General features: G+C 37.0%; 9 protein-coding genes. All 9 read right to left on the bottom strand.

Annotated elements, in window-relative coordinates:
- Positions 1–117: 117 nt before the first annotated feature.
- A complete protein-coding gene (locus E2R67_RS06130; protein ID WP_134290045.1) occupies positions 118–678 on the bottom strand; it encodes a bifunctional adenosylcobinamide kinase/adenosylcobinamide-phosphate guanylyltransferase in 561 nt (186 codons plus the stop codon).
- A gap of 159 nt (positions 679–837) precedes the next feature.
- Positions 838–1,431, bottom strand: coding sequence for a nitroreductase family protein (locus E2R67_RS06125; protein ID WP_134290044.1), 594 nt, complete (start codon positions 1,429–1,431; stop codon positions 838–840).
- Between the two features lie 2 nt (positions 1,432–1,433).
- Complete coding sequence (locus tag E2R67_RS06120; protein ID WP_134290043.1) at positions 1,434–3,383, bottom strand: iron ABC transporter permease; 1,950 nt, start codon at positions 3,381–3,383, stop codon at positions 1,434–1,436.
- Positions 3,373–4,326 (bottom strand): ABC transporter substrate-binding protein, encoded by a 954-nt coding sequence (locus tag E2R67_RS06115; RefSeq protein ID WP_134290042.1) that lies wholly within the window; start codon positions 4,324–4,326, stop codon positions 3,373–3,375. The genes E2R67_RS06120 and E2R67_RS06115 overlap by 11 nt, the downstream gene beginning before the upstream one ends.
- The gene (locus E2R67_RS06110) at positions 4,326–5,123 is read right to left on the bottom strand and encodes an ABC transporter ATP-binding protein (protein ID WP_208379476.1); all 798 of its coding nucleotides are present in this window, start codon (positions 5,121–5,123) and stop codon (positions 4,326–4,328) included. Before E2R67_RS06110 ends, E2R67_RS06115 begins: the two co-directional genes overlap by 1 nt.
- A 20-nt stretch (positions 5,124–5,143) precedes the next feature.
- Positions 5,144–7,420: a TonB-dependent receptor gene (locus tag E2R67_RS06105; protein ID WP_134290040.1), complete on the bottom strand. Its 2,277-nt coding sequence runs from the start codon at positions 7,418–7,420 to the stop codon at positions 5,144–5,146.
- Between the two features lie 120 nt (positions 7,421–7,540).
- Entirely contained in the window at positions 7,541–8,818 is a 1,278-nt protein-coding gene (locus E2R67_RS06100) for an MFS transporter (RefSeq protein ID WP_243836965.1), read from the bottom strand.
- Between the two features lie 282 nt (positions 8,819–9,100).
- Entirely contained in the window at positions 9,101–10,417 is a 1,317-nt protein-coding gene (locus E2R67_RS06095) for a lysine N(6)-hydroxylase/L-ornithine N(5)-oxygenase family protein (RefSeq protein ID WP_134290039.1), read from the bottom strand.
- A gap of 13 nt (positions 10,418–10,430) precedes the next feature.
- Entirely contained in the window at positions 10,431–13,235 is a 2,805-nt protein-coding gene (locus tag E2R67_RS06090; RefSeq protein WP_134290038.1) for a GNAT family N-acetyltransferase, read from the bottom strand.
- Between the last annotated feature and the right edge of the window lie 41 nt (positions 13,236–13,276).

The raw sequence follows: 13,276 nt of genomic DNA, 5'->3' as shown, positions 1-13,276 counted from the left end.
GGTTAAATAATTATATGGGGAATAAAAATTAAATTTAAAGGGAATTTCTAAAAAAAAGGGGAAAAAGTGAATATCTATGCTTAAGAGTATGAAAAATAGCTTAATACACACTTTTTATTATTTTAATTGTTGTTTAATACCTGCAGTCAATAAAAAAACATGTTCCGATAACGCAGCCACTTTTTGATTTAATTCTCCTAATTTATCCGCGTAGCGTCTTTGTAATTCTGTTTCACCAATTAAACCGCATCCAACTTCACCAGAGACAATAATCACCGAGCATTGAGCTTTTTCTAAAAAGGAGAGTAAGGTCGTTTGCTGTTTTTCGAATAAAATTAGGTTTTCTTGCAAACTATTGTTAGCTGATAAATACCAACCGACCCAAGTAGAAAGACATTCAATTAAAACAACTTGTTTGGGATTATTTAATGAATTAAGCACAGTTAATAAATCTGCTTCTTGATAATCTAACTCATAAGTCGCAATAGGTTGCGTAAAGCGAGATTGGCGAGTTTGTTGATGCTTTTGTATTCGCGCAATGGTTTCATCGCCCATTGCAACACTGGTCGCAATATACGCAGGCTTTAATTGGTCATCTGCTTTTATCATCTCATTTAAGACATTTTCTGCGGCATCACTTTTACCGCTACGAACGCCACCAATTAATAGTTGAATCATAATAAATACCTAGATTGTTCATCTTCCTTCGTCTATATGTAAACACATATTGGAAAGGCACATTCAAACGAAAAAAGGCTTTCCAATTGAAAGCCTTTAAAAATACATCAATCCAACGATTATCTATTGCCAGTATTATTCAGTCAATCAATACCCAAGCTATTTATCAAATAATGGCGCTAATTGTTTATCCCCAAGCCATTGATAACAATGTTTAGCAACATCACTTCGTTTCTTAATAATTTGCTCTTTTTTGGACCCTAACATAATAAAAGCAACAGGCTCTTGTTGTTTGGTTAAACCAAATAATTCGTGTACTTGCGGCAATTCAGCTGCATCAGTGCTGTACCAAATCGCAGCCACTTCTTCTTGTTCTGCTGCCAACAAAATATTTTGACATGCCGCTGCAGCCGCTAATACTTGATCACGACGCGAAACCGCATGAGGTTCAACAACATTAGCTGAAACTAATACAACCATAGGTGCATCTTTCAAATAACTCGTTAAGCGACGAATTCGTCCGGGTTCAATATGTGCGGCATTTTCAAGCCAAGCATTACACATTGATTCACACATAGCGGGCACATGTTCAGTATCTACAACGACAATATGCCAAGGTTTAATATTCCCGTGATCGGGTGCACTCATCACCGCCTGTAAAATACGTTTTAGCTTCACGTTATCAGGTGCTGGATGTTCCATTTCATGTACATGACATGAACTACGTTGATAAATAAGATCTAATGCTGACATCCCTACTTCCTTCTATAACCTAATAAAATTAAACCAATAAAATACAAACCACCGATAATTGACACTAATATTCCACTGGCAATTTCAAAAGGAGCAATCAAGGTTCTACCTAAGCCATCGGCGAGTAATAATAACCAAGCACCGACTAAGCCACTACCTAATAGCAATACCCAATGACGAGTTTGTCCTAACAAACGTAAAATATGAGGTGATAACAATCCAACAAAAGCAATCGCTCCGACAGCAGCAACAGCGGCTGCAGTTAATAACACCACCAGCAAAATAATCAGCAAACGTAACTTCATTAAAGGCTGACCAAGGTGTAACCCCCAATCTTCACCTAATGTAAATAAATCGAGATTTCTAGCCAATGCTAATAAAGCTAAACAGCAAGGCACAGTAACTGCCATTAACAACCAACCAATTTGCGCATCGGCGCCATAAGTGGTGCCTGTTAACCAGAGCACAGTCACCGAAGCCGCACCGGCACCAAAAGTTAATACCATGGAAGCAATGGTTCCGCACCAAGCTGAAATCGCAATGCCTAACAAAGCTAATTGAGAAACACGTAATTGATAGCGCATAGCGATAAATAAAATGCATACCACAATCCCAGCGCCGACTAATGCCCATAAAAATAAATCAACGCGTGATGAATCAGGCCAAATTTGTAATGCCCCAATAATGCATAAAACAGAAGCGGAGGTTGCACCAGAAATATCAGGACTCGCCATTGGGTTTCTAAATAAAGCTTGTAACGCACAACCCGCCATGCCTAATCCAATTCCAGCCATTACAGCAACAGCCATTCGCCATGCAGTAAATTCAAAACCCACTTCACTTGGCCAAAACTTCATCGCAGTTAATACAACTAAGGTTGCAGGAATCGCAATGGCAAAAAACTTGGGTAACTTAATTAACGCCGCTAAACCAAAACCACTTTCCTGCATCGCCATTCCCATCGCGCCTTTTTTACGGGTCAATAAATAAAGGAAAAATGGCATCCCCAACAACACAGTTAAAACACCTGTTGGTAAACGAAAACCTGAAATAGGCAATGAGCGAGAAAATAACTCAGCGGCAATCACTAATAATGCGCCAAATACACTCGCGCAGATAAGTTGTTGTTTGGTTTTATTAAAACCTAACATGCGTGCTATATGTGGTGCCATTAAACCGACAAAACCTAACACACCGACCATGGCCGTGACTAAAGACGCTTGTAAGACAGCAATCAGTAATAAAATGGCACGCCAACGACGCACTGATAATCCCACCACATTGGCAGTATCATCACCTAAACTCAACATATCTAATTGACGATGACAGAATAAAGGTAAAGCTAGTAGTAACAGCGATGGCAATAAAATAATACTCACTAACTGACCATCAGTTTGACCAATATTCCCGCTACCCCATAAAAATAACCCATCCATCCGTTGTTCAGCGTAAATCATAATTGCAGATGATAAGGATCCCACCGCTAAACTCATCGCCATACCAATCAAAATAAGTTGTAACTTTCCACCACCAATGACTTGAGATAGCAATAAAATCAACATTGAAATGACCAATGCAAAAACAAAAGCAGCCATCCAAACTTGCCAAATACTTGGGTCATCCAATACCAGGTTGATCACCATTGCACCTAATAAAGCGCCTGCGCTAATCCCAATAGTAGAAGGAGAAGCAAAAGCATTACCTAAAGATGTTTGTACTACTGCGCCCGATTGAGCCAACAAAGATCCACACAATAAAGCCATTAATAAAGTGGGTAATAATAACTGATAGAAATAAGTGATTTCATAACTATTGGTTAGTACTGTTTCTTGATAGATATTCCAACCAGCAAGACAAAGAGTAAAGCCTATCACAGCAGTAATAGCGTAAATAACACGACGACAAGGTAGTGGCCTAGATCCTTTAAATAAGCTTGATAAATTAGTTAACATTCTGTCTCTCCAATAATACAGCGGTAAAAGCTTGCGCCATTCGGATCACAGAAACAGGACCGCCAAAACTCCATAATGGCGAGACCGTGTAAATATCATTTTTTTGCACAAATTCATGTTCAGACCAAAGAGGAGAAGTCATCATTCGCTCACCTTTACCCGAACTTTCTTGTACTAGAATCAAACCAGTATCTTGCAACATTCTCACTTGCTCTAATTGTAAATGGGTAAAATCTTTACCTGGCAGCGAAATATCCCATTGATAATTCAAGCCTAATGCTTTGATCACTGAAGCCGCTAGGCTTTGCTGTGAAAAAACACGTAAACCGTATCCCATGCCAACAAATTTTCCGTAAGCTAAATTTTTACCTTGGAGGTTGGCAGAGGCTAACACTAAACGTAAGCGCTCTAACTCCTTATCCATTTCAAGTAATTGCTGTTTGGCTAATTCACTTTTACCCACTCGATCAGCGAGTGTTTGATAATTCTCTCGCATCTGCTCCATATAGCGGTAATCTACTTGCTCAAAACGAGCAAATTGCTGTAATAATAAAGTAGGCGCAATGGCACTTAACTCATTAAATAAGCGAGCGTGGCGAAACGGATAACCAACAATAAGGTCAGGATTTTGCTTTAAAACAGCAGGTAAACTAGGAAAAGCACGATTACCAATTTCAGCAACACCATCAGGAAGCATAGGATGGTTGGATTGCCATTTTCGATAACCATTTTTAGAGGTCACCGCCACAGGTTTAATACCTAATGACAATAGCATTTCAGCTGCAGACCAATTTAAAGCAACAACGCGGGGTTGTTCAATTAAGTTAGCAGGAATGGATAAAGGCAACTTTAAAACATCGGCTTGTGTAGATTCTGCTGCTGTTAATGTATTAGACGCTAAAAGACATAGCAGAATGGCAAAAGAGGAAAACCAATGTTTCATCAACCTTCCCTCTTACAGTCAGTTGTTGATGCTACATTTGCCGAAGTTCTAGGCCATAATAATGTTTGCCCTTCTACTTCAACTCGTGCAACAGAGGTATTGTAAACCTTAGAAACACGCTCTGCGGTTAACACTGAATCAACTTCACCAGCAGCAACCACTTTACCTTTTTCAAGCATAATGGCGTGGTGACTAAATTCTTGAGCATGGTTTAAATCATGTAACACCCAAATGATAGTTTTGCCGTATTGTTCATTAAGACGTTTCACAATATGTAACAATTCAACTTGGTGACCAATATCTAGCCATGAGGTAGGTTCATCTAATAAAACAATATCGGTATCTTGTGCCAATACCATAGCTAACCAACAACGTTGAGCCTCACCGCCAGAGAGAGTTTCAATCGGTAAATCAGCAAATTCAAGTACACCGGCTTCTTGCATTGCCCAATGCATTTTTTGTTTGTCTGTTTTGGTTAGAGGTGCAAACCAACGACGATGAGGGTGACGACCAAACTCCACTAAATCAGCAACGGTCAAACCTACAGGCGTGGTATGACGTTGTGGCAACATGGCTAATTTCAGCGCGAGATCGGCTCGGGAATACTGCATTATCCCTTTTCCAGATAATTGAATATCCCCTGCGCTACTTTTTTCCAAACCAGCAATGAGTTTTAATAACGTACTTTTACCTGAACCGTTAGGACCAATTAAAGCGGTTATTTTGCCTTGTTGAAATTCACAGGAAATATTATCTAGAATTAACTTGCCGCCTAAGCGACAAGTTAATTTATTCACAGTTAATAAAGCGCTCAAAGTTAGAAGTCGACACTGTAGTTCAGTGAGTAAGTGCGGCCTTGGCCTTCCATTTCAAAAAGACTATCACTATCATAAGCAGAATATAAACTAACAGCTCGTTGTGACCATAACGTATAGTAATCCGTATTCAGTAAATTAGTAATACCAATTTGCAATTTACCAACAGGTAACTCAACACTTGATAATAAATCGATTGTATTATAGCCTTCAAGCTTTTCGCCATCAGCATCTTTATAGTCAAGCATTTGGGTTGTCTGTAAACGGGTATTAACCTTATTAGCTTCCCAATTCCAATTTACATAAGCAGTTACTTTCGATGGGCTTGCACTTTGAATTGTTGTATTTCCCCAATCCCCGTTCTCTTTAGACTCTGTTTTAACAAAATTAAAGTTACCACCGACACTAACAGCTTGTGTTATGAAATAAGATGCTTGCCCTTCAATACCATAAATGCGTTTATCATCACTTGTAATGTCAATTGAATAATCCGTTTTATCGATTTCTATTTGCTTATCTGAATAAGAGAAATATGCTGCTAATTGGGCTAAAAAGGCATCATCTGTGACGCGCCACCCTAACTCAATGGAATTTGTTAAAATTGCTTCTAAAGGATTATCAGAAACACTTACACTACCTGTTAACTCCCCCGTATCGTAGTCATATGCCGCTGAACTATAATATTTAGCGCTATCAGGAATTTCATAACCTTGTGATAAATTAGCCCATACTTGCTGCTCTTTAGTTAAATCAAACATCAAGCTAGTATTAGCTGAAAAAGTATTATAATGATTCGTTCCACCTTCAACTTCGTCAAAAAAACCATCAGAGTAATAACCAGCTAACTCTAAATACTGCTGTGTTGCACCAACATAATCACCAACATCAATTTTTGAATATTGATAACGAAGACCTGAATTTAACACTAAATCAGGTGAAAAATCATAGCGACCCTGTATAAAAGCAGATATTGATGCGGTATCAATATCTGGATAACGCCCACCTTCACCAACATAATCTAAATCTAAAGAACCTGAACCATAAGCAGTATCTATATCATAATAGGTTTGGGTTGCAGTAAACTGTTCATAATTTGTATCAAGACCATAAACTAGATTGAGCTGTTCAATTGGTTCAGAAGAAAGCACTAACTTACTTCCTATATGTTGTGTATCTTGTTGAGATGCGGAAACATTCGGCATATAAGCATAATATTGATTGCCATAAGCAGCTACATAAGCCTCTACTACAGAAGAAGAATAACCCAAATAATTAGTAAATGGGTTGTTTCCTATTTTTTCTGAACGAAAATAAAATTGTAAATTTAAATTTTGTTCATAAAAACTATTATCACTATATTCGGCAATCATTAATAGTCTTTCAGTAGATGCTTGATCACCCTCAAGGCTATAGCTATCATCCATTTCAGCATCATCATCATCAACACTAAAAATGGAAAAACTATCGCCATAGTCAACTCCGTAGTCACTATCTTGGCTACTATCATAGTATTGCGCCATTACATTTATACGCTTATTTTCAGAAAGTTCGAAACCAGCGTTTGCCATGATATCAACCTGTGACACATATTGAGCCGTTGATTGAGTTGTATCTTGCAATATCATCTCACCATCGGCATCATACATTGCACCCGTTTGGTTATAAGAAACGGCAAAACGCGCATCCATATTTTCTTTTTTCATTGAAACAGATTGAGCTACTTGATATTCCAAATCTTCACTAGAGTTACCACCAGATGATAAACCTACCCATGTTTCACCGCTTAATTCACCAGCATCTGCACCTTTTTTAGTAATGATATTAATAATACCGCCAGAACTACCACCACCAAAAATAGCAGAAGCCCCAGAAACCACTTCAATACGTGCAATATTAAAGGGATTAATTGCATCAAATTGGCGGCTAATAGCCCTCGACGAGTTTAACGTAACACCATCAATCATAACTAAGATTGTACGGCCTCGCATATATTGTCTGGCATTAGTACGAGATGAATTACTACCTACATCTAAACTTGGAATTAGATTTGCAAGCATTGCTTTAAATTCAACACCAGACTTTGCTTGCTCAGCAATTTCTTCGCCTTCAATAACCAATACCGTTGCGGCAATATCACTGATACTTTGCGAAGTACGGTTTGCAGTAACGATTGTTGTGTCCGTGTCATTTTCTGCTTGTGCAGCTAGTGGTAACCCCAACATAGCCACTAAAATGGGATTTAAAATAAATTTCAGTTTATTTGAAGTTTTCACTCTCATTTCCTTGCGTATTTTATAGTAAAGTTATGCGCCTTTATTTTGTGCGCCTGTTTTTAATTGTTTGCGGCTTCAGTTATCCATTAACCAAAACAGCAAATAGCTTATTACTCTTAATCTCCGTTAAGATTCTGTAATAAGTGATTTTTGGTTTTGGTTAAAAGAGCTTGATCGACTGAAAATCGTCAACCAAGCCAATAAAATCAACACCATAAATAAGATAAAACTCAATAGGAGTAATTGCTGCCCAAGCACTAAAAATAAACCGCCCAGTAGACCTCCGAACGCATTGCCCAACGTATGACCCTGAGATATCGTCGCCGATGTACGTGCTTTATTGTGTTTACTTGCGTGTATAGCTAGTGCGGAATACCACGCTGGCGCCATAGATAAAGCTGCACTAATTAAAGTGACGGCAATGATGAGTTCTTGTTGCATCACAAATAGGCAACCACCAGTGATAAAACTAACAGCGATAACACTTAGGAATATTTTGGGTGAGCGACTAAGTGGACGATATAAAATAAATAATGAAATAAGCGCACTTGCACTTGCAGCAAATAAAAGTTTAGCGGTCATCTCACTTGCCAAATTTGCATCAGAAAAAGTGCCTAACAACAAAGGCCCTAAGCTAAATTGAAGTTGCGATGAAAATAGGGAAATTAATACAGCGGCTGTACAAATAGAAAGTAATAATGGATTCTTTAATAAACTGAAAACTTCGATTGATTCATTTTCAGATAAAGTTTTTATAGAAGAGAGAATACCGTTAATAGGTTGCGGTTTATCTTTATTGAACCATGCCAATATAAAGGCAGTAAATGTAATAGCCGCAATAAACCATAAACTGAAGTAATTCAAATCTACAGGTACAAAAGTTAATAGTGGCGCAGTCACTCTACCTACGTTTGTAGCAATACTTGACCAAACGAGCTTCTCACCTTTTTTATCGTTTCGAGATAATGCTAATTGCGCACTTGGAATAATTGCACTGCAAAATACCCCGTGAATAACTCGACTTAAACACAAAGCAAAAACTAAAAATAAACCTTTAAAGTCAGAGAATTGCATAAACGCAATAAAACTTAGTTGAGAAATTAAAAAGCCTAATAAGACCCAGCGAATCACTAAAACAAGGGATTTGTTTTTAATATGGTGTGCATCTAATAACTTTCCCCAATGTCCAGAAAAGCACATAAAAACAAAAGTGCCTAAAGATAAAGGTAACGCTAATTGCAATGCTGAAAGCTGACCTTGTAACATCATTTCGGGTACTAAAATGAGGATAGCACCTTGCAGCGCTCCCATTACCCAACATGATAAAACCGCCATACTTTGCATTTTTAACCCCAATAAAATTAAAGAATCGCCCCACCAAATGGTAATGGATATCATTACCATGAATGTTAATCTAAATAATAATAATTGTCATTAAGATCTTTATTTTATTTGTAAAAAATTTTAAGAATTGAAAAAGGTATTGTTAGAAAGGTAAATACATCTATTAGTATTTGTTTAATAAGGAAGAATTAATTAATGTTAAATTATTAATAGCGAAAAGAATTGAATGAAAGTTTAACGCGAATAAAAAATTATTTACTTTTATTCGCGTTAAAAATATACCGCAAGTACTTCGAAGGCAATATCAGCACGTATATAAAAACTTATTTTAACCCCCTATATTTAAGCAACAGAAATTAAACTGGCCGTAGAGAAAGGCATGATAGTTTCTTCAGTTCCCCAGTTCATCACATTACAACTTTCGGTAATATCAAAACAAGATTCGGAAGCCAAATCATTAATAATTTTAGCCGATCTCCACGCAGCTAAACTCAATTGAGGATCTGCGATTCCATGGCTACCTAATCCAGCATTTACGGCATAAATACTATTTTCTGGATTTCCTTTCCAATGTACTTTAAAGTTTTGGTCAAGTTGTAACAATCCATCGTCGCATAAACTTAATTTATCCATGATAGGCGCTAAACAGGCAGGTAGTTTAGTTTCAAAGCCAGTCGCTAATATAACAACGGTACCTGTATGCTTTTCCTCAAAACCAGTTAAATTATTTTTAACTTCTATATTAAAGCCATCAAAATTTTGCGTCATCGAGGTCACAGTACGATGCGGTAATAAGCGAACCCATTTATCTTGTTTTTGCACTTCAAACTTATCATATAGTTCTTGATATATTGCTTTTAATGCTTCGCTAGTAATACCATCACTAGTTAACTTTTGCGCATCCACTTCGCGCTTTTTTACACTAGGGTCAAGATGATAAAATTGTTCAACGTATTGCGGAACAAAAAATTCATTAGCAAAAGCAGCTTCATCTAATGCTTGAAAGTTAGCTCTTCGAGAAACCCAGTCTAATTGCAAGGGTTGACCCCAATGTCCACGCAGTGCATTTAAAAATATATCCGCGCCTGTTTGCCCTCCACCAACTAACACTACTTTTTTATCTGTTAAGTCAATATTACGCACCCCCATTTCACTTGCATGAAAGCAGTTATCTCCCAAGTTAGCTTTTAAATAGTCAGGAACATAAGCAGACTTTCCAGTACCTAGACATAAGTTCTTAGCTTCAAAATCACCTTGGCTAGTCGTCACAACAAAGCGATCGTTAACGTGATTTATTTCTTTCACTGCATGTGAAAAATGAATGCCATTAATTTGCTTTGCAGTCCATGCCAAATAATCAGAAAACTCAGCTCGAGTTATAGTTTGCATTTCAGTATTTAAAAAACGATAAAACTTTTTGTTTTTGACTAAATAAGACATAAAGCTATAAGGGCTTTCAGGTGCCACAGCAGTCACCAAGTCTTTCAAATATGACGTTTGCATATAAGTGTTAGGTAGCATTAATCCTTCATGCCAAACGAATTCTTTTTTATTATCGAAAAACTGACTCGATAAATGAGGTACTTGCTCAAGTAACGCTGCAACACTTAGATTAAAAGGACCAACACCTACTCCTATCAAATCAGTTAATTGTTTCATATTATTTCCCTACCTAAATGAATGAATTAAAAAATGATGCTCGACTGCAGCACATTAACGCTGAACGTTTATGTGGAAAATCAAACTCTTTTAACTTTTTCATACCAATATTTTTAGTAATACGAGCAACATGAAGGTTATCTGCCCGTGGCTCTCCCATAATATTCAAAGTAGCTTGTTCATCCACAAAAATCGCATGCATAACCGCTCGTGACCAGTTGAAAAAGCTCTTATGACCAAGAAATAGCTCGTTACCTACAAGCATATGCACACCACGGTCATAATCTTGACAATCATAATAAGGTCCAAGGCGATCTTCAGGAGCCCAATACACTTCAAAGTAGCCAAAAGGAACGTCATCAAAATAACCAATCACAGCCATACTATGTTTATCATTAGTTTGTTTAGTTAAATACTCTCGATGAGTAGATAGATCACCAGCTAGTTCCCACATACGAGCAACATTAGGCTTATTATGCCAATGGCTAAAAATAGCAGTATCATTTAGTACATCAGCACATCGAAGAGTAATAACGCGTTGTAATGGATAAACATAACGCTGAAAGAAAACGCCTTCAGGCTGTTCAGGCCTAACTGGGTGATCAATACCATTAGCAGCTTTCACTCTTTGTGGATCTTTTAATACTGTGCGAGGTAAGGTCCAAATATCAGAAAATTGGAAAAACTGACTACGCGTTAAAATTACGTTGCCTGCTTCTAATTCAACCCAACTAGGAATCGGCCAATCCGTAAATTGTGACCAAATACTTGTACTGACAGACAGTGATTTAACAAAGTCTTGCTCAACGCCTTCAAGTTCAATCAAACCTTCAAAACAATATTCAAGAACATTAAGCCATTGTTTAGGAGACATTTTAGTGCCAATCAATAAACTAAAAGGATTATTTTGGGTCGATAGTATTCCCTCTTCACCCTGGGATAATACATAGCAGCCATTATTATTAACAAACCATTTAAAGTCCCATTTTTCTCGACTTGATTCAACACTAAATTGTTGTTTTTGCTTAGTAAATATTAATTTTAACCCTGTCTTTTTTTCTTGTGAGTCAGCTTTATCAAACAATATTGGCTTATAAGTAACGCGATCTGATTCAAGAGTCGTTAATTGGTAAGGGTTTGTTGTACCAACATAAATTTTACTGGAATCCTTTAATTCAGTTTCATTTTCGACATCTAAAAAACAAAAGAAATTACCTTTAATGGTTAGGTTTTCAGCTTGAAACAAATAGTGATAAAAAGAAGTGTCGTAAAAACTATGCTGTGCAAGTTGACGCCATAAGTTTTGACTCATACGTATTAAGCTAAAGCTCTCTTTTTCATCTAATTGAATAGACAGCGCAGCAATGACACTATTTAATGAATTAAGAATTAAGTAATAACTAAAATAGGGATTAACAGCTTCATTTTCTAAAAAAAGAGCAGGCTTATTTTTCTTCAATAATGGAAAACGAATAAGTGCTGTATCTGTATATCCTGTGCCTTGGCAATCTCTAAAAGCCCCTCCAACAGGTAAACTATCTTTCAAGGTAACCAATAAATTTTGTTGGTGAGCAAGCATCACGATGCCATAATCACCTCGTGCAACCGTAACGGGTTTAATCACATTTTCTAAGAAGTGTTCAAACCAAATACTACTTGCCACTGGGATTGATATGTTACGTGTCGTCGCTAATTCATTAACAAGTCGCGCAATTGGATTACTGCCTTCTTCATCTTCCTGCGTCATTGTTGCTAAGGTAACGGTTGGCTCTTTTCCTGTTAAATACAGATTTTCTCGCCAACAAAATAAGCTATCTAAAATTAACTCACCATCAATGCCTTTTAATCCACACCACGCAGGTTCTTGCAACACATTAAAACGAGGAAAACGTTGATTAAATTCTGCGCCAGCTAATTCACTGCTTACTTGTTTAAATAACACACCACGAGATAATTCGGTTGTTGATAAATGACGAATAGAATTAGTTAGTTTTACCGCTAAAGAAAACTTCAACATCCAACGACTACCTTGCTGCCATAAAGCACGAGTTGAAGACGTTGCACGCCAAGCTCGTCCTTGAGAGCCAATTTCTACAATCAAGCCATCATTAATATATTTTTGAATATCATTATGTTTAGCTAACACTTCTGCTTGAAATGGATGTACTGGGTAAGGAATAAAGCCGTTGGGTATTTTTTTGCTAATACCAGCGTCTTGATAACTTTGTAATAACAATTCATTTAAAGGGGTAATCAGCCCTTCAGCTTCACTAACAGCGCTTTCACCAGCGATCAATTCGCTCTTAATAAAATACCAATGTAATGAAAATTCATCAGCATAATCTGGACTGAACTGCTTTGCTTGCTGTTGATCCCAACCTTTATGCGTTTTACTTGCGGGATGTAAGTTATGTCCTCCAACTAAGCTTTGTTCTGCAGCTATAAAACCATCAATGCTAATTGGTGTTTTACGATATTTAACCACATCAGACATGTGTGATTCACTAGCAAAAACTTGTTCTTTAAATTGTGCTATTTTATCTTCGCTATAGTTCTCGCGAATACTCGAATGATTGCAAATAAATGAAATCACATCCTGAAAACCCATTACTTTATCTTGTCCTTCATTACGAATATGAGCAGGCCATTCAAAACTAAATCGCTGTACTAAAGAGTCATGCAATAATGGTAATACTAAGATTGTATTTTCACTACTTATCAAGATTTCATTGTTATTTTTTTCATACCCTTTCCACTCATTTAATAAAGCATTAAGAAAACCAGTTAACGCTAATCGTTCTGTATAGCTGTAAAGCATTATTTAAACCCTTTTGTTCTTCTAAAAAACATATCCAATAT

Source organism: Psychromonas algicola (assembly GCF_004378355.1).
Taxonomy (GTDB): domain Bacteria; phylum Pseudomonadota; class Gammaproteobacteria; order Enterobacterales; family Psychromonadaceae; genus Psychromonas.
The sequence above is the reverse complement of the archived record's forward strand: the minus strand, read 5'-3'. Positions and strand labels throughout refer to the sequence as shown.